Below are 25,912 nucleotides of genomic sequence, written 5' to 3'. Positions count from 1 at the left end.
CGACATGACGCTCGACGTCTACGTCGACGTTTCAGACGAACCTTGAGGGGTTGAGGCGAACTGACCACTCCCCGGCTGTCCTAACTACGTAGGGTCCATCTCCCCTAACTGCTTAGGTCGCTACTACTCGCCCGCGTGTGATCAAGAACTACACATCTCTCGTAGAGAGCGGGGCGAATCAAACATGTCGGGAAGTGACACGAGACGGACGCTCGTCTCCGTGGTAGTGATTCTCGTCGCGATAGGGGTCGTGTTCGGCTCCATCGGCGCGCTGGCCGGCCAGGACACGGACGGAAGCGCGGGCGACGGAGCGAACGGGAACGGAGACAACGGAGCGAACGGCAACGGCAACGGCGACGGAGCGAACGGCAACGGCAACGGGGATCGCATCGACGTGGAAGAGACGGACGACGGCGTAGACATCGAGGGTGACGGTCGACAGATCGACCACGACGACGGCGGTGAGGACGTCGAGGTCGAGAGCGCCGACGATACCCTCGAGTACGACACGTCCGACGGCGGCGACGTGGTCGACCTCGAGAGCGACGGTCACGAGATCGAGCAGGACGACGGTGACGCCGAGGTCGAGAGCGACGACCTCGACTTCGAAACCAGCGACGACCTCGACTTCGAAACCAGCGACGACGGCGACGAGGTCGACGTCGAGAGCGACGACCTCGAGATCGAGCACGACGACGGCAGTGAGGTCGAAACCGCGGACGTGGACTACGACCGCGACGACGACGGCGACCTCGACTTCGAGAGCGCGAGGGGTCCCATCGACCTCGAGTTCGATGACGACGACGTCGACATCGAAGCCGACGGCCTCGACATCGAGGAGGAGGACGACGACCTAGAGGTTGACGACGACGATGTCGACTTCGAAAGTGACGGCGACGGCGACGTCGAGTTCGAGGACGACGAGAACGACATCGAGCAGGACGACGACGAACTGGAGGTCGCCAACGACGATCTCGACTTCGAGAACGACGGCGACGGCGACCTCGAGTTCGACGACGGCGACACCGGCATCGAGCAGAACGACGATCACCTCGATGTCGAGGGCACCGACGGCTTCGACATCGAGAGCGACGGCGAGGACGTGGAAGTCGACGGCGACAACTAACCCCGCCTCGACTTCCGTCGAACGTCGAACACCGAACGGACGCGACGAGCGCGTCGATTTCTGGACCACTGCGGACGCGGCGTTACTCACGAGCCGCAGTCGGGTTCGGAACCCGAGCGATTAGGTCCCGCTTCACCAATCCTGTTAGGGCCGTAACTCTCGCCCGCCGCCGTTCAATCGTGCTACTGTCCCGCACGAACAGTAGGGCTACAGAGGCATTCGAACATGAGACAATCAGTGAACGCGGTAGTCGTCGTACTCGTTACGCTGGCCGTGGTGGTCAGCTTCGCCGGCGCGATCGGCGCGCAGGACGACTCGAGCGACGGTAACAACGGCAACGGCGGCTCCACGGACGGAGGTGACAGCGACGACTTCGACTTCGAAAGCACCGACGACGGCCTCGACATCGAAGGGCTCGGCTTCGAGATCGCGCACGACGGCAACGACGTAGAGGTCGAGAACGCCGAGGACGACCTCGACTACGAGACCGCGGACCAGGGCGACGAGGTCGACGTCGAGAGCCGCGACAGCGAGATCGAGCAGGACGGCGACGATACTGAGGTCGAGAACGACGATCTCGACTACGAGCGCGACAGCGACGGCGACCTCGACTTCGAGAGCGCGGACGGTCCCATCGACCTCGAGTTCGACCGCGGCGACGCCGACGGCGACGTCGACATCGAGACCGACAGCGACGAGATCGAGGAGCGCGGCGGCGACCTCGAAGTCGAAGGCGACGACCTCGACTTCGAGAACGACGGCGACGGCGACCTCGAGTTCGACGACGGCGACACCGACGTCGAGCAGGACGGCGACCGCCTCGAGGTGGAGAGCGACGACTTCGACCTCGAGAGCGACGGCGAGCACGCCGACGTCGAACAGCGGTAGGGGCCGGCCGCCCCCCGCCGACTCGACGTGACGAACGCGTCGGTATCTTTTCAGTAGACTCCGGCCCTGCGAGGGGCCGACGCCTCTCTACGAAGCCCGCGGCTTCGAGCAGTACGACGTGCACGTCGGGGCGTGGAGATCGACCGGCGGGGAGACACGTTCGTGAGGACGGAGTACGGGAGCTAGAGCGCCGCCTGCAACACCATCACCGCCGCGAGTCCCGAGACGATCGTCGCCAGCACGCTCTCGGTGCGCCAGGCGACGAGCGCCGCCAGCACGCCCGCGAGCAGGCGGGCGGGCGAGAACTCGCTCGGGGAGAGCGCGACGAACTCGGGCGCGACGAGTGCCGAGAGGACCGCCGCGGGCACGAACGACAGCGCCCACCGGACGCGCGGCGGGACGGTGTCGACCCGCTCGAACAGGAGGAAGAACGACAGCCGGATGGCGAACGTCCCGAGTCCCGCCGCGAGGATGACGAGCCAGAGGTCGAGACCGGCGACCGTCATCCGTCGATCGCCCCCGCGAGCATGCCCGCCGCGACGCCGCACAGCGCGCCGACGATGAGTCCGAGGTTGAACGGCAGCCCCGCCTCCAGCACGGCGACGCCTCCGCCGACGGCGGCCGCCGTGGCCGTGCTCCGTCCCTCGACGGCGGGCACGAGCAGCGCGAGGAACGTGAGCGGTACGGCGAAATCGAGGGGGACGGACGCGGGGACGGCGGCCCCGGCGACGACACCGATCACGGTACACGCCTGCCAGACGACCCACAGCGGCAGCGCCGTGCCGAGGTAGTACCACGGGCGCGAGGCGGGGTCGTCGTCGCCGAAGCGCGTCACCGACAGGGCGTACGCCTGGTCTGTCAGCAGGTAGGCGAGCGGCAGTCGTGCGAGCGTGCGCACCCGATCGAAGTAGGGCGCTATCGAGGCGCTGTACATCGTCATCCGGAGGTTGACGACCAGGACCGTCGCGATCACCACCGCCGCCGGCGCGCCGTTCCCGACGAGGTCGATGGCCGCGAGCTGGGAGGCCCCCGCGAAGATGAACACCGACATCCCGAGCGCCTGCATGGGGGTGATGCCCACCGCGACCGCGGCCGCGCCCGCCAGCAGGCCGAACGGCACGATGCCGACCGTGATGGGTGCGACGGCTCGCACTCCCGCGAGGAACGACGCCCGACGAGCAGTCATGTCCCGGGATCGGTGGATCGGGCGTAAATCGCGTTCGATTCGCCCGCCGTCCGAGTCGATTCGGCCCGCGGTCCGAACGGTCGTCCGCGGCCGCCGGCGGTCGAACGCGCGCCACGCGCGTTACGCGACGTTCCGCTCCTCGATCAGCTCCGCTCGCTCGAATCGGTCGCTCCCGAGCGCCGAGACGTCGACGAGCGACGCCTCGCCGTCGAGCGCGAGTTCGGCCACGATCCGCCCCGTCGCGGGCGCGTGCTGGAAGCCGTGACCGGAGAACCCGACGGCGCTAACGAGCCCCGGGAGCGTCTCCTCGACGATCGGGTGATGATCGGGCGTGACGGCGTAGAGGCCGGCCCAGCCGCGCCCGATGCGCGTCTTCGGGCCGAAGTAGCGCGCCGCGTCGCCCGCCCGCTCGACGGCGGTCGTCGCCCAGTCGAGGTCGAACGACCGTCGGTACGCGTCGGGGTCCCGATCGGGATCGTCGGCCGAGAAGTGCCCGCCGACGAGCGCCGCGCCCTCGCGCTCGGGCCGGAAGTAGGCACCCGTGTCGAGGTCGATGGTCAGCGGAACCGACTCGGGGACGGCCGTCTCGGGGTCGACGACGAGCATCTGCCGACGCCTCGGCGCAACCGGCAGGTCCACGCCCGCCGTCGCGGCGACCTCGCGCGCCCACGGGCCGGCGGCGTTCACCACGACGTCGGCGTCGAGCCGTCCCGCGTCGGTCTCCGCGCCCGTCACCGCGTCGCCGTCGCGCCGGACCGCCGTCACCGCGGTCCTCGTCCGGATCTCGGCCCCCGCCTCGCTCGCGGCGCGCGCGAACCCCTGGAGCGCGAGGTGCGGGTCGGCGAACCCGTCGGTCGGGGAGTACGTCGCCAGCCGGAACGACTCGGCGCGGAGTTCCGGACAGTGCTCGCGGGCGTCGTCGGGATCGAGCACGCGGCTCGGGACGCCGAGGTCGTTCTGCATCGCGACCTGCTCGCGGAACGCGTCGGCGGTCGCCGGCTCCCGGGCGAGAAACAGGTAGCCGGGTCGCCGGTAGGCCAGTTCCGCGTCGAACTCCTCCTCGAAGGTGCGCCAGACCGCCATGCTCGCGAGCGACAGCTCGACGTTGATCGGGGTGGAGAACTGCGCCCGGATGCCGCCGGCCGAGCGCTCCGTGCTCCCGCCGCCGAGCGACCCCTTCTCGCAGACGACGACCTCCGCGCCCCGCTCGGCGAGGTAGTAGGCCGACGCGAGTCCGACGATACCGCCGCCGACGACTACGGCGTCCATGGGGGATGATTCCGACGGCGGACGATAAGCGTGGCGCGCCGCCGGAGCGCGCCCCGCCGTTCACCGCGCGGTGTGGCCCGGCGCGACGTGTCCGCGCGCCGCCGCGCGGACGTGAAGGTGGCCGCCGTCCCCAAGAGCTAACCCCCGGTCCTCGATACTCGGGACATGATACGCGTCCTCTCGGACGACGACGTGGCGGCCGTCCTCGACCTCGGCGACCTCCTCCCGGTCGTCGCCGACGCCTTCCGAAAGCAAGGCGAGGGGGCCGTAGAGCGCCCCGAGCGCCCGCATTTCCACGTCGGGGCCGGCCTCGACGGTCCCGAACCGCTCGGAACGGGGCTGGTGATGCCCGCCTACGTGCACGGGGCGGCCCACTACGCGACGAAGCTCGTGGGAGTCCACGAGGGCAACGCCGAACGGGGCCTGCCGACCGTGAACGCGGCGATCGCGCTCACCGCCGCGGACACCGGCCGGCCCGCCGCGCTCGCGGCGGGAACGCGCATCACGAACGCCCGAACCGGCTGTATCGGCGGGCTAGCCGCGCGCGAACTCGCGAACCGCCCCGTGCGTCTGGGCGTCCTCGGGGCGGGCGCGCAGGCGCGCTGGCAGGTCCGCGCGATCGTCGCCGCGACGGGCGTCGAGCGCGTCCGGATCTACTCGCCGAGCGAGTCCCGCGAACGCTGCGCGGCCGACCTGCGCGCGGAACTCGCGACCGACGTGGCGGCGGTCGACGCGCCCGCGGCCGCCGTGGAGGACGCGACGGTCGTCGTCACGGCCACGACGGCGACGGAGCCGGTCTTCCCGGGCGACGCGCTCGCGCCGGGGGCGCTCGTCGTCGCGGTCGGCGCGTACACCGGTGAGATGCAGGAACTCGACCCGCGGACGGTCGAGCGCGCGGCGCGCGTCTTCGCCGACGTTCCCGAGGAGGCGGCCGCGACCGGCGACGCGCGCGCCGCGGGCCTCGACGCGTCCGACTTCGTCCTGTTCCCGTCCGTGCTGACCGGCGAATCGGGTCGTCAGGGCGAGGAGGAGATCCTGGTCGTCGAGAGCGTCGGGTCGGCGGTGCTCGACGCGGCCGCCGCGGAGCACGTCCTCGAGCGGGCGCGCGAGGCCGGGCGGGGGACGACCGTGCCGCTCTGAGCGACACTACTCGTGCCTCCGAACGGCGAAGGGGCTCTCGCGCTCGGTCCACCGCCACCCCGGCAGGCGGGTCTGGAAGCCGGCGGCGAGCGCGGCGTCGAGGTCGTCGAGTCCCGCTCGACCCTCGCCGTGCACGTGGACGTCCGCGTAGTGGAAGGTGGCCTCGGCGAGCAGCGCGAGCGGCTGACCGCCGGCGATGGTCGCGGCCAGTTCGCGCCCGAGGAACTCGTCGACGACGAAGCCGGGGTAGTCCCCCGGCACGTCGAGCACGCGGAGGAGGGCGACGAGCGCCGCGACGTTCACCGCGCGGTCGCCGTCGGCGAAGACGACCGCCACCTCCTCGCGGTACTGCTCCTCGGTGACGGGCGCGACCTCGGTGTCGAACGCCTCGCCGAGCGATCGGCGCACCTCGGTGATGAGCGGGGCGACGGGGCGGTCGCGGACGAATTCGTACTCCTCGTGGACGCGTTCCGGAGTCAGGTCGAGGTGCATGGTCCCCCTTCACCGCGACCGGACGTGTCCTTTGCGAAGGCTTTTATAATGACGGGGGTATAGGGGCAGGTAACGCGGGTTTTCCGAGCCGTTACCGCGGCACGAGTGCCTAGCATGACGTACTGTTTCGTTCCGACACTGGTCCCGACCCTCGTTCGCCGGACGAACGCCGGCGAATCGAGTGACGACGTGCGCCGGAACCCCGCCCCTTCGAGTGACCTATGAGCACGGTAGAGAAGCAACTCGACACGTTGAAAGCAGAGATCACAGAAGAGGTCCCGAGCGACATTTCCATCTCCGATGTCACCTACGAGGGACCGGAGCTGGTCATCTACACGCGCGATCCGAAGCGGTTCGCGCGGAACGGTGACCTGATCCGGACGCTCGCAGGGAAGCTGCGAAAGCGCATCACGGTCCGTCCGGACCCCGACGTACTCTCGCGTCCCGCCGACGCCGAGGAGCAGATCCGCTCGGTCATCCCCGAGGAGGCGGGCGTCACCGACCTCGACTTCCACGCCGACACCGGCGAGGTAGTCATCGAGGCCCAGAAGCCCGGGATGGTCATCGGCCGGCACGGCTCGACCCTCCGGGAGATCACCCAGCGGGTCGGCTGGACGCCGGAGGTCGTTCGCACCCCGCCCATCGAGTCCTCGACGGTCTCGAACGTGCGGAACTTCCTGAAGCAGGAGCGCGACGAGCGCCGCGACATCCTCGAGCGGGTGGGCCGGCAGATCCACCGCAAGCAGCTCTCGGACAAGGAGTGGGTGCGCATCTCGACGCTCGGCTGTTGCCGGGAGGTCGGTCGCGCCTCGTTCATCCTCTCGACGCCGGAGACGCGCGTCCTCGTCGACTGCGGCGACAAGCCCGGCTCCGACGACGTGCCGTACCTCCAGGTGCCAGAGGCGCTCGGGTCGGGCGCGAACTCCCTCGACGCGGTCGTCCTGACCCACGCCCACCTCGACCACTCCGCGCTCGTTCCGCTCCTGTTCAAGTACGGCTACGACGGGCCGATCTACTGCACCGAGCCGACCCGCGACCTGATGGGGCTGCTGACGCTCGACTACCTCGACGTCGCCGCGAAGGAGGGACGCACCCCGCCGTACCAGTCCGAGATGGTCCGCGAGGCGATCAAGCACACCATCCCCCTCGAGTACGGCGACGTGACCGACATCGCCCCGGACGTGAAGCTCACGTTCCACAACGCCGGGCACATCCTCGGGAGCGCGGTGAGCCACTTCCACATCGGCGACGGCCTCTACAACGTCGCGTTCTCGGGCGACATCCACTACAAGGACACCCGACTGTTCAACGGCGCGGTCAACGAGTTCCCCCGCGTCGAGACGCTCGTCCTCGAGTCCACCTACGGCGGTCGCAACGACTACCAGACCGACCAGGAGGACTCCGAGCGGAAGCTCATCGAGGTCATCAACGGGATCTACGACGAGGGCGGGAAGGTGCTCATCCCCGCGTTCGCGGTCGGGCGCTCCCAGGAGATCATGCTCGTCATCGAGGAGGCGATGCGAAAGGGGAAGATCCCCGAGATGCCCGTCCACCTCGACGGGATGATCTGGGAGGCGACGGCCATCCACACGACCTATCCCGAGTACCTCCGCGACGAACTGCGCGATCGCATCTTCCACGAGGACGAGAACCCGTTCCTCTCGCCGCACTTCAACCACATCGACGGCGGCGAGGAGGAGCGCCAGGAGATCGCCGACGGCGACCAGTGCATCATCCTCTCGACCTCCGGCATGGTCACTGGCGGCCCCATCATGTCCTGGCTCGAACACGTCGGCCCGGACCCCAAGTCGACGATGGTCTTCGTCGGCTACCAGGCCCAGGGGACGCTCGGTCGCCGCATCCAGAACGGCTGGGACGAGATCCCGATCAACGGCTACGGCGGCCGCGCGAACACGCTACAGTTGAAACTCGACGTGGAGACGGTAGACGGCTTCTCCGGGCACGCGGACCGCAACGGCCTGATGAATTTCGTGCGCACGATGAACCCCCGCCCCGAGAAGGTGCTCTGCGTCCACGGCGACGAGTCCAGCGTGCAGGACCTCTCCTCGGCGCTCTACCACGAGTTCAACATGCGCACCTTCGCGCCGAAGAACCTCGAGACGTTCAGGTTCAAGTAACCCCCGTCCGCCTCCGCCCCGCGCCCCCCGGATGGATTGATACGGGTTCGTGACCGAGAGGGGAACATGGTTGACACCGACGACGCCCTGCGGACCTTCCTCCGGCGGGCCGACGAGATCATCCACGAGTACGACAACGGCTACATGGACGCCGACGCGGCGATGAGCGCGATGGAGACGTACGTCGACGACCTGCGCGAGACCGTCGACGGCGACGGCTGACGCGGCCGCCGACGCGCCGGTGGCCTCGACCGCGCCGGCGTCGACGCGCCGGCGACCACCGAGACGACCGCCGACGGGCTGACTCTCACGGCGACCGACGGGTGGGCGAACGCGCATGGCGCTCGCGCCCGTACCGACGGTCGATGGCAGACATCGTTCTCCTCGACGGTGCGCGCACCGCACACGGCTCGCTCCTCGGCGGGCTCTCGTCTCACTCGGCGATCGAACTCGGCACGGCGACGCTCGACGCGGTCCTCGACCGGACGCCCGTCGCCCCGGACGCGGTCGACTGGGTGGCCCTCGGCTGCGCGATCCAGGCCGGCCTCGGGCAGGTGCCCGCGCGGCAGGCGGTCGTCGCCTCGCGGCTGTCGGACGGGACGCCCGCGACCACGATCAACGAGGCCTCCGGCTCCGGCCTGCGGGCTATCGCGCTCGCGGCCGACCGCATCGAGGCCGGCCGCGCCGAGGTCGCGCTCGCCGGCGGCATGGAGTCGATGACGAACGCGCCGTACGTCCTCCCCGACTACCGCACGGGGCGGCGGTACGGCGACGCCACGCTGGTGGACTCGATGATCCGCGACGCCCTCTGGGACGAGAGCTACGACGCCCACATGGGCGAACTCACGGAGGCGCTGGTCGAGCGCGAGGGCATCCCCCGCGAGGCGCAGGACGAGTACGCCCTGGAGAGCAACCGGCGCGCGGTCGAGGCCGTCAGCGCCGGTCGCTTCGACGCCGAGGTCGTCCCCGTCGAGGCGGGCGGCGAGCGCGTCGAGACCGACGAAGGGCCGCGCGAGGACACCTCGATGGAGCGACTGGCGGGGCTCCCCCCGGCCTTCGGGTCGGACGGGACCATCACGGCCGGAAACGCCTCGAAGCTGAGCGACGGCGCGGGGTGCGTGGCGCTCGCGACCGCCGACGCGGCGGACGACCTGGGCGTCGACCCGCTCGCGCGCGTCGTCGACTACGCCGTCGCCTACCGCGATCCGAAGTGGTTCAACGTCGCGGTCGCCGACGCCGTCGAGGAGTTGCTCGCGGCGAACGACCTCGCCGCGGACGACGTCGCGCGGTTCGAACTCAACGAGGCGTTCGCCGCCCAGATGGTGTACGTGATAGAGCGTCTGGGCATCCCCCGCGACCGGCTGAACACGCGCGGCGGCGCGGTCGCGTTCGGCCACCCCATCGGCGCGAGCGGCGGCATGCTCGCCACCTCGATCGCCTACGAACTTCGCGAGGCCGACGCGGACTACGGCGTCGTCGGCATGAGCATCGGCGGGGGCGGCGGGATCGCGATGCTGCTCTCCCGCTAGTGCGGATCACCAAGAGTTATCGCCGCCCACGTCGGGAGGTAGCGTATGACCGAGTTCTCTCGGCGGGTCGAGCGGATCTCCATCAGCGGGATCCGCGAGGTATTCGAGGCGGCGGGGGCTGACGCCATCAACCTCGGCCTCGGCCAACCGGACTTCCCCACGCCCGACCACGCGAAGCGGGCGGCCATCGACGCCATCGAGTCGGGCGCGAGCGACGCCTACACCTCGAACAAGGGCATTCTCGCGCTCCGCGAGGCGATCAGCGCGAAGCACGAGCGGGACAACGGGTTCGCGCCCGATCCCGGGAACGTCATCGCCACGGCGGGCGGCAGCGAGGCCCTGCACATCGCGCTTGAGGCGCACGTCGAGGACGGGCGGGAGGTGATCTACCCCGATCCCGGGTTCGTCTCCTACGAGGCGCTCACCCTGCTCGCGGGCGGGACGCCGCGGCCGATCCCGCTGCGCGAGGACCTCACGATGGATCCCGCCGCCGTGGAGGAGGCGATCACCGACGACACCGCCGCGTTCGTCGTCAACTCGCCCGCCAACCCGACCGGGGCCGTCCAGTCGGTGGCCGACATGCGGGAGTTCGCCCGCATCGCCGACGAACACGACGTGCTCTGCCTCTCGGACGAGGTGTACGAGCGGCTCGTCTTCGAGGGCGAGCACCAGTCGCCGATGCGGTACGCCGAGACGGACAACGTCGTCGTGGTGAACGCCTGCTCCAAGGCCTACTCGATGACCGGCTGGCGACTCGGCTGGGTGACCGCGAGCGAACGACGGATCGAGCGCATGCTCCGCGTCCACCAGTACGCCCAGGCCTGCGCGAGCGCCCCGGCGCAGTTCGCCGCCGAGGCCGCCCTCTCCGGCCCGCAGGGCGTGGTGGGGGAGATGGTGGCCGCCTTCGAGGAGCGCCGCGACGTCCTCCTCGACGGCCTCGAGGACATGGGCCTCCGGACGCCGACCCCGCGGGGGGCGTTCTACGCGATGCCCGAGGTCCCCGACGGGTGGGTCGAGGCGGTCATCGACCGCGGCGTCATCGTCGTTCCGGGCGAGGCGTTCGGCGAACACGGGGCGGGGTACGCGCGAATCTCCTACGCGGCTGGCGTCGAAACGCTCCAGGAGGCCCTCGACGCGATGCGGGAGGCGACCGCGGCCGTGCGCTGAGGGCGCAGGCGTAATCCGTAACTCGCCGCCCGCCCTATCGGGGGCGTGGACTCGCTCGCCCCCGACCACGTGCCGCTCTACGAGACGGCCGCCGAACAGCGCCGCGTGTGGGAGCGCTGCGCCGAGCGCGGCCTCCCGGTCGTCGCGGTGCGCGACGCCGCCCGGGGCTACGTCGTCCGGTACGACCTCCAGCACCTCGGGCGCGAACTCAAGCCGGACGTGCTCCAGCGCCTGCGCGACCGCGTGCACGCCTTCCGACGGCAGGAGCCGCGCGTCGACGTCGCCTCCCAGGTCGAGCGGATCGGCGGCGAGGTCGGCCCCGTCTCCGGCGACCTCCACGCCCCCTCCGAGGCGATCGCCCGCGACCTCGCATCCCACGTCGCCGCCACCGTCTTCGACCGGTCGAACTGGCGGTACGAACCGCGGTAACGCGCCCCACGGCACCCTCCGCGCTTTTGTCGGCGGCCGTCCTCGTCGGTGATACCATGAGGACCGGACTCCCGATCGACGACTGACGGTCCCACATCGGCGCGCCGACGCGCCCGTGTCGGGACCCCCGTCTCGGCACGACTGCCCCGTTCTGCCGAGTCCGCACTGCCTTCGAGCGACAGCACTCGCACACACATGGCCCGACAGTCACCCTTCGACGCACAGTCCGATCGGGTCGATCGCCCGTCGCGGCGGTCCCGCCGGGCCGCCCGACGGCCCTCGCGACTGGACCGATCGACCCGATACGACCCCCGAACCCCCGCCGACGCCCGCGCGCTCGCGGTGGCGTTCGCGCTCGCCGCCGTCGTCCCGCTCGCGCTGGTCGCGGCGGCCGCGCCCCTCCCCGGGGCGCTCCTGCTGGTCGCGGTCGCCGCCGCGGCGCTCGCGCTTCGCCGGGTCGCCCGCCGTCGCCTCGCCGCCGGCGGTCCCAGCTCCCGGACGGCCAGGCTGCCCGGTCTCGGCCTCTCGATCGAGGTGACGGTCAGCGCGTCCGACCGTCGCTGACCGTCGCCGACCGCCGGGCGAGGTTTCTTGTCGTTGCTTCGCCACCTTATTCTATGGCAATCGCACGCCACGGCTCGGGGGTGGACGCGGCCGTCCGCGCGCTCGCCTCGCAGGTCCACCCCGTGTTCATGCTCCCGCCGCTGGCCGCGAGCGCCTTCGGGGCGGTGCTCGCTCGCGACTTCTCGCTCGCGCTCGCGCTGCTCCACCTGGCGGCCGCCTTCTTTGGGCTCTACACCGCCCACGTGAAGGACGGCTACGTGGACTTCTACGGCCGCGGGGAGGACGACGACCACCCGCTCAGCGAGCGCGGGTGTCGCCTCGCCCTCGCCGGTGCCTCCGCCTGCTTCTTCGTCCTCCTCGGCGTCATCGGGCTCCTCGTCGGCCCGATCGCCGCCCTCCTCACCCTCCCGGGGTGGCTCATCGGCTACTTCCACGCCCCGCAGCTCGACATGCACCCCGTCTCGGCGACGGCGGGCTACCCGACGGGCATCGGACTCGCCCTCCTCGGGGGCTACTACGTCCAGACGCGGACGCTCTCCCCCACGGTGCTCGCCTTCGCCGCCGTGTTCGTGGTCGTCCTCTCGGGCATCAAGGTGATCGACGACGCGAAGGACTACGACTACGACCGCTCCATCTCCAAGCGCACCGTGGCGGTCGTCCTCGGCCGCCGCCGCGCCCGCGAGGCGGCCTACGGGCTCATGGTCGCCGGGATGCTCGCGGTCGCCCTCCTCGCGCTGTTCACCCCGATCTTCCCGCCGAGCAGCGTCCTCGCCGCGGCCGCGTTCGGCGCGGTCGCGCTCCTCGCCCGCCCGATGGACTCCGCGCTTGCGACGATGGTGCTCATCCGGGGGTCGTACGTCTTCCTCGCGCTGCTCATCGCGGCGGTGTGGTTCCGGCCGCTGGGGTAAGTACGTCGCGCGTTCCTCCGAACTGCCCGTACCCCGCGAGGCCCCAGCCTTGATACCTGCTCCGCGAGTAGGCCGAGGCCGTGACCGACACCGATCCCACCGGGACGACGGCCATCGACGCCGAGGTCTGCGAGCGGGTCGCCGCCGAGGGCGGAACCGACGCCGACGACCTCGCCGGCGCGCTCGCGGTCGTGGACGCCGCGCTGACCGACGAACACTCGACCTACGAGCGCGAGTACGAGTACACCACCGTCGAGGGGACGCGCGTCTACCTCGCTGATCCCGCCGAGTGGGACGACCTCGCGGCGCGCCTCGACCTCGACGCCTCCCTCCGCGCGGCGGTCGCCCGCGCCCACGAGGCGCAGGCGGAGAAGCTGCTCGACGACGCGACCGCCGGTCGCCGGGCCGAAGGAGAGGAGGGAACGGCGATCGTCGTCGGGATCGACACCGCCGAGGAGATGGTCTGATCGGACGGCCGTGGTTCTCCGCGTCGCGTCACTCTTCGAGTCGCTCGGCCGCCCGCCGGCACCGCGCGAGCCAGCGCTCCTCGTGCGTCCGGGGACCGACGACGCGCCCGAACAGGTCCCGGACGCTCGTGACTCCCTCCGCCTCGCACCACGCGACGCACTCGGCGTAGAGCGCCCGGGGGTGATCGTCGTCGTCCTCGCAGAGCCGGAGCTTCTCCGCCCCCGAGAGGGCGGCGAGGAACGCGCGGGTGTGTCCGTCGATCAGCACCCATCCCTCCACCCCCTCCAGGCGAATCGCGGGCAGGGGGTCGTAGCTCGGCTCGTCGGCGTCGAACCCGGCGAGCGCACGGGCGAGCTTTCGGCTGCTGAGGTAGAGCTGACTGGGTCGCGGTGCGTCGACGGGCACCGCGAACGGGTCCGCGTCCGACACGTCGGGATCGACGGTCTCTCCGCAGAAAGAACCGTCCCCCCGCCGTGAATAAGTGCTATCTATTGACACGGTGACGTACGCCCCGGAACCATGTCTCGGATCGTCGAGAAGGCCTGCGTCTACGCGACCCGCGCTCGGGACGAACTCCTGGTCTTCGAGCGCCCCGACGCGGACGCGGGCGTCCGCGTGCCCGGTGGCACCGTCGAGTCGGACGAACCGCACCAGCTGGCGGCTCTGCGCGAGCTGGAGGAGGAGTGCGGCGTCGCGGGCGACCGCGCCACCTACCTGGGGTCGATCCGGCGGCACCACCCGCGGCGGCCGGAGATCCACCACCGGCACTTCTTCCACGCGCCGGTCGAGGAGCGCCGCGACCGCTGGGATCACACCGTGACCGGCGGCGGCGATGACGACGGGATGGTGTTCCGGTGTTACTGGTTACCCGTGCCCGCCGCGCCCTACGCGCTCGACCACGGGTTCGAGGCGCTCGTCCACCGACTGCGGTGACGTCGATCCCCCACCGGGCGCTCACGATCTCGGTGCGTATCGTCGAGTGCGCTCTCGATAACGAGGGCGGTCTGCGGGCCGTACCGGGTGCGGACCGCGCGTCGGTCGAGCGGTGACTCGGTAGCACGCGTCGCCGCTCGCGCTCCCAAGGCGTGCCAAACTCTGGCATGCCGAGCGAAGCCTGAAGAGCGAGCGCCGAGGCGTCCCCGTATGGAACTCATCGAAGCCACGGCTGACGACCTCGACGCGCTCGTCGACCGCTGGTACGACCTCGCGAAGGCGATGGAGGAGTACTCCGAACTGAACGAACTCGCCTACGGGGACGTTAGCGAGGTCTCCGACGACGGCTTCCGCGCTCACCTCGACGACGAGGACGTCACCGACTACCTCGTCGTCCACGGGGGCGAGACTATCGGCTTCGTTACTCTCCGCGAGGGCCACCACCCCTCGCGGCAGTACTCGCGGTACCTCCGCGTCGTGAACGTCGCGATCGACGAAGATCACCGGAGTCAGGGCCGCGGCACGGAGGTCATAGAGCGGGTGAAAGAACTGGCCCGCGAGCGGGGTTGTGACCACCTCAAAGTCTCCTGCGAGTGGCAGAACGAGGACACACGCCGGTTCTACCGCGACGCGAACTTCCAGCCGAAGCAAGTCGACTACGCACAGCCGCTAGAGTGAGCCGAGATACGCCCCCACTCGACGGCTATCTTCAAACCGCGAGAGGATCCGCCCTGAAGGGCGGACATCGCCCGTAACGGGGTTGTATCGTCAATTAGTGCTCACGACCTCGATCGTAGATAGTGGCTATTTAAGAACCACAGATGATGAGGGTAGAGGTATTTTTTAGTAGCGATGGAGATCGCACACTGATGGGTTTTCCCGAGATAGATCCGGCCGTTTTCTTTGGTTCGATCACGATGGTAACGTGGGGAATCTGGGTAGTCTTGGGCAACGCTGCGTCGGAGTCCATCGACCCGAGGACGGCCGCCGCCATCTCCTATCTCGTTGCGGGACCCCTCGCACTCGGATTCATCCTCGTTTCAGACGCATCGCTCGCCATTACCGCGAGAGGAGGACTGCTCGCTGGCACGGCCGGATTGTTCACCGGAATCGGCCTTATCTCCATGTACATCGGCCTCTCCGGAGGGTCAACGACAACCGTCTCTACTCTCGGTGCGATGTACTTCGTCATCGCGGCCATCATCGGTATGGTCGTCCTCGGAGACGAAGTTACGATAACGAGGCTTGCCGGGATAGCGTTCGCAGTTGTTGGGGTCGTATTGGTGACCCAGTGAAGTACCACGGCTCGGGTGAGCTGTAGTACTCTGCCTTGAAATCCATAGAAGTGACAGTCTGTGCGAAAGTAGTCAGTTAGTGCTCACGATCTTGATCACGTCGCCCTCTGTCAATTCGTGGTCGTCGCCGATGCGCCGCCGCGAGCGCGCGTCGACGGCGTGGAGGTAGCCGTCGCCGATGTCCGAGTGGACGGCGTACGCGAGATCGCGGGGAGTAGAGCCCCGCGGGAGCAGGAAGGCGTCGGGGAGGACGTTCCCCTGCCCGTCGGTCCACTTCGTCTCGTTCTGGACCGGGTAGGCGGTCACGCGGTCGAGCAGGTCGTAGACCGCCGCGTCGAGCGCCGCCTGCACGCCCGTGCCGCCCCACGCCTCCATCACGTCGTGGATGCGCTCCAGGCCGGCCTCCTGCTCCGCGGTCACCTCGCCGACCACCTCGAAGTCGGGGTCGCCGGGGTCGTACTCGACGACGCCCGCCTTCGCCGCCTGCCGGAGCGCGAGTTCCCCCTCCGCGCTGGCGGGGACGACGATGTCGGCCGCCTCGCGCAGGCGCGCCACGTTCTCCGCCGGGGCGACGTCCGCCTTGTTCGCCACGACGACGATGGGCTTCGAGCGCGCCCGGAGGTCCCGGGCGAGGCGCTCCCTGTCCTCGTCGGTCCACTGCTTCGGGTCGTGGGGGTACTCGACGCTTCTGAGGGTGGCGGACACGTCCGCCTCGCTCGCGCCGATGCCGGTCAGCATCTCGGTGAGCGCGTCCTCCAGGTCGAAATCGGGCGCGCGCGACTGGCGTTCAATCGACTCCCAGTTGCGCGCGACGATGCCCGCCATCCAGAGGTCCATCTCCTCCTCGACGAAGTCCACGTCCCGCACGGGATCGTAGCTCCCTACCTCGACGGGTTCGCCCTCGGCGTTCGTGCCGCCGGAGGCGTCCACGACGTTGAGGATCGCGTCGGCGTTCGACAGCGCGTCGAGGAACTGATTGCCGAGGCCGCGCCCCTCGTGCGCGCCGGGGACGAGGCCCGCCACGTCGAGCAGTTCGATCGGGACGTAGCGCTTCCCGTCGCGGCAGCGCTCGTTCCCGCAGCGCTCCTCGCGGTCGAGGCAGGGGCACTCGGTGCGCGCGTGGCTCACGCCGCGGTTCGGGTCGATGGTCGTGAACGGGTAGTTGCCGATGTCGACCTCCGCGAGCGTCGCGGCGCGGTAGAACGTTGACTTCCCGGCGTTGGGCTTGCCCGCGAGCGCGACAGAGAGCATACCGTGGGGTCGTTTCGAGTCGCAGAGTGCCTTTCGGTTGCCCGAGGAGGGGAACTGGACGATACCCTCGTCTCGAACGTTCTCGTACGTTCAGCCGACAACAGCTGTCGATACCTCGAAAGCCCTCGCGCTCTCGGGTCGGGAGGCTCGCTGCGCGCTTCGCTCCCTCCGGTCGCTGCAGTGCTTGCATCGCCCGCCTTCCCCGAGAGCGCTCTTTCAGTCCGCCAGGTGGCTGTGGGTCGCGTCTCTGTACCCCACTCGCTCGCGCTGTTCATCCCACAGAACGCCGAGACCCTCCCCCCACCGTCGGACGACCCCGGAGCGCGCCCGGCCGCGTGGCGGGTGTGCGTATCCGTCCGCGTCCCCGAAACCGTCCTGTCCACCGGTAGTTACCTGTGCCCTGACGCGCGTTACTCGCGTATGACTCCCATCAACGAGTCGGAACTCGACTGGACCGAACTCGACGGGGTGGAGGGGACGTTCGGGCGGAAGCGGTTGGGCGAGGCGGCCGGGGGCGAGCGCATCGGCTGCAGCCTCTATGAACTGCCCACCGGGTGCCAACCGTGGTCGCACCACTACCACGCGGCGAACGAGGAGGCGATCTACGTGCTGTCGGGGAGCGGCACCCTCCGCGTGGACGGCGACGAGCACGCGCTCAGCGAGGGGGACTACGCGGCGTTCCCGGCGGACGAGTCGGGCGGCCACTGCGTCGTCAACGACTCGGACGCGCCGCTCCGATACCTCGCGTTCTCGACGATGGCGGAGCCGGACGTCACCATCTACCCCGAAATCGGTGAGATCGGGGTGTACGTCGGTGCCGCGCCCGGTAGCGGGGACGAGCGAACCCTGTCCGGGTTCTACGACCTCGACGACGCCGTGGACGGTTCGGAAGACGAATAGCCTCGACGATCGGAACGGATGCGGTTTTCACGCGAGCCGCGCGGCCGGGAGGGCGTCCCGTCGCCCGATCCGGGGGATGGCAGGCGTGCGGTGCGGGTTTCTGGTGTTCCCGTGAGCGAGCCACGCGAATCTCCTGGCGGACTGAAAGGGCGAGGGTTCTACGCGAACCCGGAGGCCGCAAGCACCGCAACGAGGGAGCGAGTGTAACGAGCGGACCGAGTGAGGAGCGCAGCGTGTCTCCCGGGAGCGTAGAACCCGAGGGCTTTCGAGGTGTTGCGGTTCGTTACGTGAGCGAAGGCTTTCGAGACGTTCCTACGTAGGAAGGTTCCGTACCATCACTCGACGCGTTACTCCGTCTCCCGGGCGAACTCGCGGTGGATGGACATCTCACCGCGCGCCCGGATCGAGCCGTCGATGGCGGCGTCGTCGTGCAGCGAGAGGTCCTCGCAGGCGACGTCGCCGAGGATCTCAGCGCCGGGGGCGATCCTGACAGTCCCCCGCTTGGTGGTCACGTCGCCGTGGACGCGCGTGCCCTCGCCGACGGTGATGTCGCCGCGGGCGCGGAGGCTGCCGAAGACGTTGTTGTCCCGGCCTACCTCGAGCGAGGTGGCGCGGATGTTCCCGTGGATGCGGCAGTCGTCGCCGACGACGCCCGGCTTCGAGACGCGCCAGGCGTCGTCGCTGACGCTCGACCCGCGGGGGACGATCAGCGGGTCGAGTTCCTCGTCCTCCTCGTCGGCCTCGGCGTCGCCGAGCAGTTCCTCCGCGGCCTCCCGGGCCTCCTCCTCCTCGCCGATGCGCAGCAGGTGCGAGAGGTAGACGAAGAAGAACACGACGGTCGGCATCGGGTTGCGGATGACGATCCAGCCGTTGGCCTCGAAGCCGCGCTCGATGTCCACGTCGTCGCCGATGTCGAGGTCGCCGCTCACCATCAGCTGGCCGCCGATGCGGGTGCGCTCGCCGATGTAGGCGTCCTCGCCGACGAGGACGTTCCCCGCCACGTCGCACCACATGTCGAGGCGGCAGTCGCCCTCCGCCTCGATGTCGTTGCCGAAGGTGACGCGCTCGCCGGCGACGACGGTCCGCCCGCGGACCCCGAACTCGACGGTGCTCTGCCCCCCGACGATCACGTCTCCGTCGGTCACCAGGTCGCGTTCCTCGACGGTCGTCCCGTCGGGGATGGCCAGTCGTTCGAGCGGGTCCGAGCGAATCGACACGAGTAGTCCGTTACCGTCACCCGTAATAAACCCCGTGCGATCGTCCGACGCGGGGCTGACGCTCCCGCCCGAATCGATCGGTCCGGGGCGGCGGACCCCGTCCGGTCGGTCTCCATTCGGTCGGTCCTCGTCCGGTCAGGTTTATACTCGCGCGCGGCCAAACCCGACCCGCGCATGACCGTTCTTTCGTTCGACGAGTCGGGCGTCGACGTCGTCTACAAGGGTACCGAGTTCCGCCTGGAGAAGTCGCTCATCGAGGACGCCGTCCAGAAGCCCTACCCCGACGTGACCGACCACGAGGTTCTGATGATCGTCGAGGAGGACCCGTCGCCGACGGGTGAACCGCGTCGCATCGCCGACATCGTGAGGTGAGCGGATCCCCTCGATCGCGCTGGTCGTATCTCCGCCCTCCGCGCCGACTTCGACGCCGCGTCGTCGCTTCGCAGCGATAGACATTTCATCCGGCGCGCGTACCCTCGGGTATGGCCGATCCCGTCCGGTTCGACCACCCCGCCTTTCGCACGGCCGCCGCCACCGTCGTCAGCTACCTGCTCATCCTCGTCGCGATGACGATCGTGTTGTTCGGCGTCCCCTACCTGCTCTTCTGAGTCAGCACCCGTCCCCGTCCCGAGCCGACGCTACGCCGATAGCCGCAGTCTATACCAACGCTCGCGGCGCTAGCGGGTAGTATGACCGGAGTAGTCGGGTGGGTCCGCCGACACCACGTCGGCGTGCTCGCCGTCTCGCTGCTCGTCGTCACCGCCCTGCTGGTGGGCGTCCTCGGTATCGGAACGCTCGTCGCGCTCGCGTCGCTGACCGCGCCGCTCGACGCGCTCGCGGACGCAGTCCTCCCGTGGGCGGTCGCCGCGCTCCTGCTCGCCGCGCTCGCGCTCTGCCTGGTCGCCGCGCTCGCGTGGGCGCTGGTCCGCCGGCTGTCGCTCCCGAAGAGCCAGCGCGCGGCCGACCTCGCCGCGCGGATCGAGCGCCACAACCACTGGGCGCGCTCGGTCGGTCTCTCGGCGTTCGTCGCGCCGCCGCGGCCCACGACCGACGATCGGATCGACGACCTCACGCGCCGCTACGTCGACGGCGACCTCTCGGAGGCGGAGTTCGAGCGTCGCGTCGGCTCGCTCGTGGACGACGAGGACCGCGATCGGATGCGCGGCTCGCGTGGCACGCGCGTCGGACGCGAACACGACGAACGAAGGCGGGGACGGGAACGGGAGCGCGCTCGCGGGCGCTGACCGAGGCGCGTCAGGTGACGAAGGCGTAGACGATGAGGAAGCCGAAGTAGACGACCACGAGCAGGCCGAGCGCCTTCAACCGGAACAGGGTGAGCCCCTCCTCCTCGTCCTCGTAGGTCTCCTGGAACCGCTCGTACTCGGCCGGAGAGAGGCGATCGCCGTGCTCGAGGCCGCGGTGGAGGACCAGCCAGTCCTCGCGGGCGAACCGCCTGTCGCAGAACTCGCAGGCGTACGGGTCGTCGGGACCGTCCGTCCCGTCAGACCCGTTCGACTCGGGGTCGCGCGATCGCGTGCGGACGGGGGGTGGGGATTCGACGTCAGTCATCCGTGGGCTCGGAGCGGGATCGCTCCGCGGTCTTCGACGGCACTAGGGCGACGGCGAAGGTGTACCTTCCGGCTCTCGCCGCTCACCGTTTCGCCTGCCGCCCGTGCGTTTGAGAGCCTTTTTGCTTCCCCGCTCGTAACGGAGCGACATGAGTGTAGACGAAGCGGACGAGCACGGCGGGCACCATCACCACCTGCCCGCGGTCGAGGACTGGCCGCGCGGGTTCGGCGAGGCCAGCTGGTGGCCGTTCATCACCGCACTCGGCGGCGCGGGGTTCTACATCGGCGCCGCCCTGTTCGTTCTCGGAAACGGATCGGAACCGCTCATCGACCCGATCGTCGGGCCGGCGGTGTTCGTCGGGAGCACGGTCGTGTTTCTCGCCGGGCTGTACGGCTGGCTGTACCACGCCTTCATCGTGAACTTCTGGGAGGGCGAACCCGAGGGGACGAGCGCCCGCGGTCTCCGGCTGGCGATGCTCCTCTTTCTCGGGAGCGAACTCTCCACCTTCGGCGCGGGGTTCGTCTACTACTTCTTCATCCGCGCGGGGACGTGGCCGCCGACGGGCGGCGAACTCCCCCACCTGCTGAGTTCGCTCGTTCTGATCAACACCGCCATCCTGGTGGTGAGCAGTTTCACCCTCCACTACGCCCACATCGCGCTCCTCAACGGCAAGCGCGGGCGGTTCAAGGGCCTCCTCGCCGCCACGCTCGTACTCGGGATCATCTTCCTCGGCGGGCAGGTGCTTGAGTACTACGAGTTCATCGTCGGCGAGGGCTTCACGCTCCAGCAGGGCATCTACGCGAGCGCGTTCTTCGGGCTGACCGGCCTGCACGGCCTGCACGTCACCCTGGGTGCGGTGCTCATCGCCATCGTCTTCATCCGGGCGCTCTACGGGCAGTACTCCCCCGAGCGCCACACCTCCGTCTCGACGGTCTCGATGTACTGGCACTTCGTGGACGCCGTCTGGATCTTCCTCGTCGTCGTCCTGTACGTCGGCGCGGAGATCACCTTCTGATCGGCGACGCACCGGGCGCTCGCCCCCTCCCCCCCTTTCTCTCCCTCTTCCTTCTCCCCCTCTTTCCCTCCCTCCTCCTCCTCTCCTCCCGCTACTGGACCCCCAGTCGGAGGCGACGACGCCGAGGTCGGGACGACCGGCGTCGCCCCCGAGCCGCCGACCGCCGGAACCGAGGTCGGTCCCGGCCCCCGCGAGAGCGAGACGACGTGCGACGCTCCGACGCGCGACGCGTTCCCGGAGCGGCCGCCGCCGTGGGCGGGTGGGCGGTACCTCGCGTTCCGGCCTCGCCGCGGGATCGATCTCCGAACGGTCGGTCCGCGGAGGGGACTTCGGCCGACGGGCGGAGGGGAGGTCACCCCTCGCGCACGTCGCGTGTATCGCGCGTCGGCGAACCGTCGCCGTCCCGGGCACGACGATCACCATGGGTCGCGCGGGGCCGGTCCGTCGAGCGACACGTCGCAGCGATGGTCGAGGTCCCGCCTCGATCCGTTCCGCCGCCGCGGCGTCCCGGAGGTCGGGTAACTCGTCAGCGGGTCATGGGGGACGAGGGTGTACACTCCCGAGCGACGAGCGGCGCGGTCGCCCGCTCGGAGGATCGACGGCGGGTAGATCGGCGCGGAGAAGCGGAGGTGCGCTGACGGGAGAGTCGCGCTCGCGGGTACGGTCGGCTACGGTGTGGCGTCGGGAGAAGCGCGTCGTGGGAGTACCGTCGGGGATCGACCGCGTCGGATCGGTTCTCGGCCGGGGTCAGGCGGTGCCGTTCGCGGTCGCGTTGGCCGTGGCGTTGGTGGCGTTGCCGCCCGCGGTCGCGTTGGTGGCGTTGGTCGCGTTGCCGCCCGTGGCGTTCCCCGCGGTGGTGTTGTTGCCGCCGGCGGTGGCGTTCTCGCCGCCGGACTGCTGCTGTTGCTGGAGGTACTGCTCGTACTCCTGCTGGGAGACGACCTCGACCGTGCCGAGCATCTGGGAGTGGCCCACGCCGCAGTACTCGGCGCAGTAGAGCTGGTACTCGCCCTTCTCGGTGGCTTTCGTGATGATCGTGTTGTACTGGCCGGGGAAGGCGTCCTGCTTCAGCCCGAGGTCGGGGACGTGGACGGCGTGGAGCCAGTCGGTCGACGTGACGTGGAGGTACACCGTCTGGTTAGCTGGGATCACCACCCGATTCTGCTCCCCGGTGACGTTCGCGTCCGGATAGTAGACGTTCCAGAGGTACTTCTGAGCGACGATCTCGACCTGCACCGCGTCACCGTCGGTCGGGGCCTTCGCGCCGGGGTAGTCCTGTGACAGGCCGACGACCTCGGCGTCGTCGGGGTTGGTCGCCGTCGCGCCGCCGATGAAGGTGCTGCCGAGCACCTGGTAGGAGGCGAGGCCGACGAAGAGGAGGATGATGGCCGTGGCGACTGTCCACGTGATCTCGAGGCGGCGGTTCTCCTGGGTGGGTGACGGGTTCTCGTTGTTGCGGAACTTGTAGACGGTGTAGATGAGGATGCCCTCGACGAGGACGGTGATCGGGACCGCGACGTACAGCAGCTTCTGGTTCAGCCCCGAAATCAGCCGCTCGTTGACGGACGACTGGGCCGCGACGGGCTCTGCGAGGACTGCGAGTAGCACGAGCCCCCCGAGCACACCCAGTAATCTCCGGGTAACTCTCATGCGAGTCGGTTAGAAACTGCGGCGTAAATACCTACTGACTGGCGCTCGGTGGGGCGAAAAACGGGAGGTCTAAGTGCCGACGTGACCGACTCTCGGCGTAGTGACCGTGTCTCGACGCCCCCGCTTCACGACGATGCTCGCGGCCGCGACCGTCGGCGTCTACCTGCTGGTCGTCGTCGGGGCCACCGCCGCGCTGGCGGACGCCGTCGCCGCGTGCGGGACGTGGCCGCTCTGCGCCGGCCCGCTCACCGACCCGCAGGTCGCCGTCGCCACCGGCCACCGCGTCGCGGCGGCCGCCGTCGGCGCGCTCGTCCTCGCCGCGGTCGCCCTCGGCTGGTCGTCGTCGACCCCGCGGGTGCGGGCCGCACTCTTCGTCGCGCTCGCGCTCTACCCCGTGCAGGTCGGCGTCGGCGCGTTCGTCGCCGTCGCGGACGCGCCGGCGGCGCTCTCCGGGGCGCACCTCCTAACCGCGATGGTCATCTTCGGGAGCCTCGCGCTCGCGCTCGCGTGGCAACTCGAGGTCGAGACGGGCGACCGGCCCCCCGTCGAAACCGCCGCGGGCGAGACGCCCCCCGATTCGACGCCCGTCTCCGCCCGGTCCGACGCCGGTCGTCGAGAGGGCCCACTCGCCCGCGCGGCGGCGACCGCCTACGTCTACTTCAAGCTCATGAAGCCGCGGTTGATGTGGTTGCTCTGTCTCGTCGCGAGCGCGGCGATGGCGCTCGCGGCCGGGCCCGACCTCCGCCTCGACACCGTCCTCTACACGCTCGGCGGCGGCGTCCTGGCCATCGGCGCGAGCGGGACGTTCAACCACGTCCTCGAACGCGACATCGACCGGAAGATGGCCCGCACGGCCGACCGGCCGCTCGCGACCCACCGGGTCCCCGTCCGAAACGCGCTCGCGTTCGGCGGCCTGCTCACCCTCACCGCCGTCGTCGCGTTCCTGCAGGTGAACCCGCTGACGGCCCTGCTCGGGTTCACGGCCATCGTCTTCTACAGCGTCGTCTACACGCTCGTCCTCAAGCCCAACACCGTCCAGAACACCGTCATCGGCGGGGCGGCGGGGGCGCTCCCGGCGCTCATCGGGTGGGCCGCCGTCACGAACGCCGTGGAACTGGCGGGGATCGCGCTCGCGGGCGTCATCTTCCTCTGGACGCCGGCGCACTTCTACAACCTCGCGCTCGCGTACAAGGAGGACTACGCCCGCGGCGGCTTCCCGATGATGCCCGTCGTCCGCGGTGAGACGGCGACGCGGCGGCACATCGTCTACTACCTCGCCGCGACGCTGCTGGGCGCGAGCGTCCTCACGGCGCTCTCGGATCTCGGGTGGCTCTACGCGGGCGTCACCGTCGCCTTCGGCGCGCTGTTCCTCTGGACGGTGGTTCGCCTGCACCGCGAGCGGACGAAGTCGGCGGCCCTGCGCGCGTTCCACGCCTCGAACGCCTACCTCGGGATGCTCCTCGTGGCCGTCCTCGTCGACGCCATGGTGCTATGAGCACGGCCACCTCCGCGTTCGGCCGAGTCCGTCCCTCGCGCGAGACGCTGCTGGGACTCGCGGTCCTCGTCAACACGGAGCTGCTGCTCGTCGTCGGTTACGTCCTCTGGACGGGGGTCACCCCCTCCCGACCGCTGTTCTACATCTACCCGTTCGTCTGGATCAACGCCGGGCTGTGGGGCCTCTGGCGCGCGACGGTCCCCGCCGCCCCGACCCGCCGCCGCCTCGTCGCCGGGGCGGTCGCGCTCGGCTACCTCCTCCTGCTCGGCTACTTCGGCGGGCTGTACGCCGTCGGCGCGACGCCCGGTCCGTCCGACCTGCGAGTCGTCACGCGGACCCTCCCGCCGGGGTGGAGTCCGGCCCTCCTCTACACCGGCGAGTGGCTCACGCTCGCGCTCCTCCCGTTCAAGGCCTTCGGGTACGCGACCCTCGCGTACCTCGTCTACGCGACGGTGCTCGACGCGGGCGGGTCGGCGACGGCCGGGCTGCTCGGGCTGTTCTCCTGCGTCTCCTGCACCCTTCCGCTGATCGCCGGCGTGCTGAGCGGCTTCGTCGGCGGGACGGCGGCGCTCGTCTCGGCCGCCTACGGCCAGAGCTACGGCCTCTCGACGGTCGTCTTCGTGCTCACCGTGGCCCTGCTCGTCTGGCGGCCGACGGCGGCGGACCTATCACGCGTGCGCTCGTCCCTCCGCCCGTGACGACCGTCGAAATCGAGTACTGCGTCCCCTGTGGCTTCCTGCGCCGCGCCGAGGACGTCCTGCACGTCCTGCTCACGAGCTTCGGCGATCGGCTGGACCGCGTCGCGCTCGTCACCGGCGACCACGGCGTGTTCGTCGTTCGCGTGGACGGCGAGGTGGTCTTCGACGCGAGCGAGGACGACTTCGACGCCGACGAGATCGCCCGCCGGGTGCGCTCGCGGATGTAAACGTGGTGTAGCGCTCACCCCTCTATCTACCGTCAGCGAGCAGCGCGAACGAAGGGGTGCGCAGGAAACCGATCGTACTGAACCCCCTGGCGGACTGAAAGGGCGAGCGGGCTACACGAAGCACGGAGCCGTAAGCACCGCAGGCGAACGCAGTGAGCCGAGGAGCACAGCGTGTTCCGCGCGAGTGTAGCCCGCGAGGGCTTTCGAGGTGTTCTCGGCTACTGTCGAGTACGTGAACGTGACCTCGAAAGCCCTCGCGCTCTCGGGTCGGGGGGCTCGCTGCGCGCGCTCTCTCGCGTCGCTCGTTCGCGTGCTTACGTCGCCCGCCTTCCCCGAGCCCCCTCGCCCTTTCAGTCCG

Annotated in this window: 31 protein-coding genes; 22 read left to right on the top strand and 9 right to left on the bottom strand. The window is 69.9% G+C overall.

Features of this window, described 5'->3' with window-relative positions; genetic code table 11:
- Window positions 1-184: 184 nt before the first annotated feature.
- Together P1K31_RS08155 and P1K31_RS08150 are read left to right on the top strand one after the other, a co-directional pair.
- The gene (locus tag P1K31_RS08155) at window positions 185-1,126 is read left to right on the top strand and encodes a hypothetical protein (protein WP_276302834.1); all 942 of its coding nucleotides are present in this window, start codon (window positions 185-187) and stop codon (window positions 1,124-1,126) included.
- A gap of 225 nt (window positions 1,127-1,351) precedes the next feature.
- Window positions 1,352-2,014, top strand: coding sequence for a hypothetical protein (locus tag P1K31_RS08150; protein WP_276302833.1), 663 nt, complete (start codon window positions 1,352-1,354; stop codon window positions 2,012-2,014).
- 182 nt (window positions 2,015-2,196) lie between these two features.
- Here the strand turns inward: P1K31_RS08150 and P1K31_RS08145 are convergent, their stop codons facing one another.
- The 3 genes from P1K31_RS08145 to P1K31_RS08135 all read right to left on the bottom strand — a co-directional run bounded on the left by P1K31_RS08145 (window position 2,197) and on the right by P1K31_RS08135 (window position 4,469).
- Window positions 2,197-2,520 carry an AzlD domain-containing protein gene (locus tag P1K31_RS08145; RefSeq protein WP_276302832.1) on the bottom strand — a complete coding sequence of 108 codons (324 nt, stop codon included), beginning with the start codon at window positions 2,518-2,520 and terminating at the stop codon, window positions 2,197-2,199.
- The gene (locus P1K31_RS08140) at window positions 2,517-3,200 is read right to left on the bottom strand and encodes an AzlC family ABC transporter permease (protein WP_276302831.1); all 684 of its coding nucleotides are present in this window, start codon (window positions 3,198-3,200) and stop codon (window positions 2,517-2,519) included. The genes P1K31_RS08145 and P1K31_RS08140 overlap by 4 nt, the downstream gene beginning before the upstream one ends.
- 120 nt (window positions 3,201-3,320) lie before the next feature.
- Entirely contained in the window at window positions 3,321-4,469 is a 1,149-nt protein-coding gene (locus tag P1K31_RS08135) for an NAD(P)/FAD-dependent oxidoreductase (RefSeq protein ID WP_276302830.1), read from the bottom strand.
- 165 nt (window positions 4,470-4,634) lie between these two features.
- Between P1K31_RS08135 and P1K31_RS08130 the strand changes: the two genes are divergently transcribed.
- On the top strand, window positions 4,635-5,609 hold the full coding sequence (locus tag P1K31_RS08130; RefSeq protein ID WP_276302829.1) for an ornithine cyclodeaminase family protein: 975 nt from the start codon (window positions 4,635-4,637) through the stop codon (window positions 5,607-5,609).
- 6 nt (window positions 5,610-5,615) lie between these two features.
- Here P1K31_RS08130 and P1K31_RS08125 read toward each other — a convergent pair whose 3' ends face one another.
- A complete protein-coding gene (locus P1K31_RS08125; RefSeq protein WP_276302828.1) occupies window positions 5,616-6,101 on the bottom strand; it encodes a DUF7984 family protein in 486 nt (161 codons plus the stop codon).
- Window positions 6,102-6,322: 221 nt separating this feature from the next.
- On the opposite strand from P1K31_RS08125, the gene P1K31_RS08120 reads away from it, so the two are divergent.
- The 8 genes from P1K31_RS08120 to P1K31_RS08085 all read left to right on the top strand — a co-directional run bounded on the left by P1K31_RS08120 (window position 6,323) and on the right by P1K31_RS08085 (window position 13,303).
- Complete coding sequence (locus P1K31_RS08120; RefSeq protein ID WP_276302827.1) at window positions 6,323-8,239, top strand: beta-CASP ribonuclease aCPSF1; 1,917 nt, start codon at window positions 6,323-6,325, stop codon at window positions 8,237-8,239.
- 66 nt (window positions 8,240-8,305) lie between these two features.
- The gene (locus tag P1K31_RS08115; RefSeq protein ID WP_276302826.1) at window positions 8,306-8,461 is read left to right on the top strand and encodes a hypothetical protein; all 156 of its coding nucleotides are present in this window, start codon (window positions 8,306-8,308) and stop codon (window positions 8,459-8,461) included.
- 143 nt (window positions 8,462-8,604) lie between these two features.
- Window positions 8,605-9,768: a thiolase family protein gene (locus tag P1K31_RS08110; protein WP_276302825.1), complete on the top strand. Its 1,164-nt coding sequence runs from the start codon at window positions 8,605-8,607 to the stop codon at window positions 9,766-9,768.
- A gap of 45 nt (window positions 9,769-9,813) precedes the next feature.
- On the top strand, window positions 9,814-10,935 hold the full coding sequence (locus P1K31_RS08105; protein ID WP_276302824.1) for a pyridoxal phosphate-dependent aminotransferase: 1,122 nt from the start codon (window positions 9,814-9,816) through the stop codon (window positions 10,933-10,935).
- 45 nt (window positions 10,936-10,980) lie between these two features.
- Window positions 10,981-11,364, top strand: coding sequence for a hypothetical protein (locus tag P1K31_RS08100; protein WP_276302823.1), 384 nt, complete (start codon window positions 10,981-10,983; stop codon window positions 11,362-11,364).
- 195 nt (window positions 11,365-11,559) lie between these two features.
- On the top strand, window positions 11,560-11,928 hold the full coding sequence (locus tag P1K31_RS08095; RefSeq protein WP_276302822.1) for a hypothetical protein: 369 nt from the start codon (window positions 11,560-11,562) through the stop codon (window positions 11,926-11,928).
- 53 nt (window positions 11,929-11,981) lie between these two features.
- The gene (locus tag P1K31_RS08090) at window positions 11,982-12,836 is read left to right on the top strand and encodes a UbiA family prenyltransferase (protein WP_276302821.1); all 855 of its coding nucleotides are present in this window, start codon (window positions 11,982-11,984) and stop codon (window positions 12,834-12,836) included.
- An 80-nt stretch (window positions 12,837-12,916) separates the two neighbouring features.
- On the top strand, window positions 12,917-13,303 hold the full coding sequence (locus tag P1K31_RS08085) for a DUF8048 family protein (RefSeq protein ID WP_276302820.1): 387 nt from the start codon (window positions 12,917-12,919) through the stop codon (window positions 13,301-13,303).
- 28 nt (window positions 13,304-13,331) lie between these two features.
- Here the strand turns inward: P1K31_RS08085 and P1K31_RS08080 are convergent, their stop codons facing one another.
- Entirely contained in the window at window positions 13,332-13,733 is a 402-nt protein-coding gene (locus P1K31_RS08080) for a hypothetical protein (protein WP_276302819.1), read from the bottom strand.
- 90 nt (window positions 13,734-13,823) lie between these two features.
- Between P1K31_RS08080 and P1K31_RS08075 the strand changes: the two genes are divergently transcribed.
- The 3 genes from P1K31_RS08075 to P1K31_RS08065 all read left to right on the top strand — a co-directional run bounded on the left by P1K31_RS08075 (window position 13,824) and on the right by P1K31_RS08065 (window position 15,532).
- Complete coding sequence (locus P1K31_RS08075) at window positions 13,824-14,237, top strand: NUDIX hydrolase (protein ID WP_276302818.1); 414 nt, start codon at window positions 13,824-13,826, stop codon at window positions 14,235-14,237.
- Between the two features lie 210 nt (window positions 14,238-14,447).
- Window positions 14,448-14,915: a GNAT family N-acetyltransferase gene (locus tag P1K31_RS08070; RefSeq protein ID WP_276302817.1), complete on the top strand. Its 468-nt coding sequence runs from the start codon at window positions 14,448-14,450 to the stop codon at window positions 14,913-14,915.
- Window positions 14,916-15,106: 191 nt separating this feature from the next.
- On the top strand, window positions 15,107-15,532 hold the full coding sequence (locus P1K31_RS08065) for an EamA family transporter (protein ID WP_276302816.1): 426 nt from the start codon (window positions 15,107-15,109) through the stop codon (window positions 15,530-15,532).
- Between the two features lie 72 nt (window positions 15,533-15,604).
- On the opposite strand, the gene P1K31_RS08060 is transcribed toward P1K31_RS08065, so the two are convergent.
- Complete coding sequence (locus P1K31_RS08060) at window positions 15,605-16,783, bottom strand: redox-regulated ATPase YchF (RefSeq protein ID WP_276302815.1); 1,179 nt, start codon at window positions 16,781-16,783, stop codon at window positions 15,605-15,607.
- Between the two features lie 420 nt (window positions 16,784-17,203).
- Here P1K31_RS08060 and P1K31_RS08055 point away from each other — a divergent pair, with 420 nt between their 5' ends.
- Entirely contained in the window at window positions 17,204-17,683 is a 480-nt protein-coding gene (locus P1K31_RS08055) for a cupin domain-containing protein (RefSeq protein WP_276302814.1), read from the top strand.
- A gap of 347 nt (window positions 17,684-18,030) precedes the next feature.
- Here P1K31_RS08055 and P1K31_RS08050 read toward each other — a convergent pair whose 3' ends face one another.
- Entirely contained in the window at window positions 18,031-18,900 is an 870-nt protein-coding gene (locus tag P1K31_RS08050; RefSeq protein ID WP_368410797.1) for a polymer-forming cytoskeletal protein, read from the bottom strand.
- A gap of 174 nt (window positions 18,901-19,074) precedes the next feature.
- On the opposite strand from P1K31_RS08050, the gene P1K31_RS08045 reads away from it, so the two are divergent.
- The 3 genes from P1K31_RS08045 to P1K31_RS08035 all read left to right on the top strand — a co-directional run bounded on the left by P1K31_RS08045 (window position 19,075) and on the right by P1K31_RS08035 (window position 20,144).
- Window positions 19,075-19,272 carry a DUF5800 family protein gene (locus tag P1K31_RS08045; RefSeq protein WP_276302813.1) on the top strand — a complete coding sequence of 66 codons (198 nt, stop codon included), beginning with the start codon at window positions 19,075-19,077 and terminating at the stop codon, window positions 19,270-19,272.
- Window positions 19,273-19,382: 110 nt separating this feature from the next.
- On the top strand, window positions 19,383-19,508 hold the full coding sequence (locus P1K31_RS08040) for a hypothetical protein (RefSeq protein ID WP_276302812.1): 126 nt from the start codon (window positions 19,383-19,385) through the stop codon (window positions 19,506-19,508).
- Between the two features lie 81 nt (window positions 19,509-19,589).
- Window positions 19,590-20,144 (top strand): SHOCT domain-containing protein, encoded by a 555-nt coding sequence (locus P1K31_RS08035; protein ID WP_276302811.1) that lies wholly within the window; start codon window positions 19,590-19,592, stop codon window positions 20,142-20,144.
- A 10-nt stretch (window positions 20,145-20,154) separates the two neighbouring features.
- Here the strand turns inward: P1K31_RS08035 and P1K31_RS08030 are convergent, their stop codons facing one another.
- Window positions 20,155-20,469: a DUF7410 domain-containing protein gene (locus P1K31_RS08030; RefSeq protein WP_276302810.1), complete on the bottom strand. Its 315-nt coding sequence runs from the start codon at window positions 20,467-20,469 to the stop codon at window positions 20,155-20,157.
- A 148-nt stretch (window positions 20,470-20,617) separates the two neighbouring features.
- On the opposite strand from P1K31_RS08030, the gene P1K31_RS08025 reads away from it, so the two are divergent.
- On the top strand, window positions 20,618-21,484 hold the full coding sequence (locus P1K31_RS08025; RefSeq protein ID WP_276302809.1) for a cytochrome c oxidase subunit 3: 867 nt from the start codon (window positions 20,618-20,620) through the stop codon (window positions 21,482-21,484).
- A 747-nt stretch (window positions 21,485-22,231) separates the two neighbouring features.
- Here P1K31_RS08025 and coxB read toward each other — a convergent pair.
- The gene (gene coxB / locus P1K31_RS08020) at window positions 22,232-23,134 is read right to left on the bottom strand and encodes a cytochrome c oxidase subunit II (RefSeq protein WP_276302808.1); all 903 of its coding nucleotides are present in this window, start codon (window positions 23,132-23,134) and stop codon (window positions 22,232-22,234) included.
- Window positions 23,135-23,267: 133 nt separating this feature from the next.
- Here coxB and P1K31_RS08015 point away from each other — a divergent pair, with 133 nt between their 5' ends.
- From P1K31_RS08015 to P1K31_RS08005, 3 genes are read left to right on the top strand one after another with little or no spacing between them, the layout of a single operon-like run.
- A complete protein-coding gene (locus P1K31_RS08015; protein ID WP_368410856.1) occupies window positions 23,268-24,629 on the top strand; it encodes a heme o synthase in 1,362 nt (453 codons plus the stop codon).
- Window positions 24,626-25,327 carry a DUF7546 family protein gene (locus P1K31_RS08010; RefSeq protein WP_276302806.1) on the top strand — a complete coding sequence of 234 codons (702 nt, stop codon included), beginning with the start codon at window positions 24,626-24,628 and terminating at the stop codon, window positions 25,325-25,327. Before P1K31_RS08015 ends, P1K31_RS08010 begins: the two co-directional genes overlap by 4 nt.
- A complete protein-coding gene (locus tag P1K31_RS08005) occupies window positions 25,324-25,554 on the top strand; it encodes a SelT/SelW/SelH family protein (protein WP_276302805.1) in 231 nt (76 codons plus the stop codon). Before P1K31_RS08010 ends, P1K31_RS08005 begins: the two co-directional genes overlap by 4 nt.
- The last annotated feature ends 358 nt before the right edge of the window (window positions 25,555-25,912 follow it).

Origin of the sequence: Halomarina halobia (genome assembly GCF_029338575.1) — an archaeon.
Taxonomy (GTDB): domain Archaea; phylum Halobacteriota; class Halobacteria; order Halobacteriales; family Haloarculaceae; genus Halomarina; species Halomarina halobia.
Note: the sequence above shows the minus strand (reverse complement) of the source record. Positions and strands in the feature narration are given on the sequence as shown.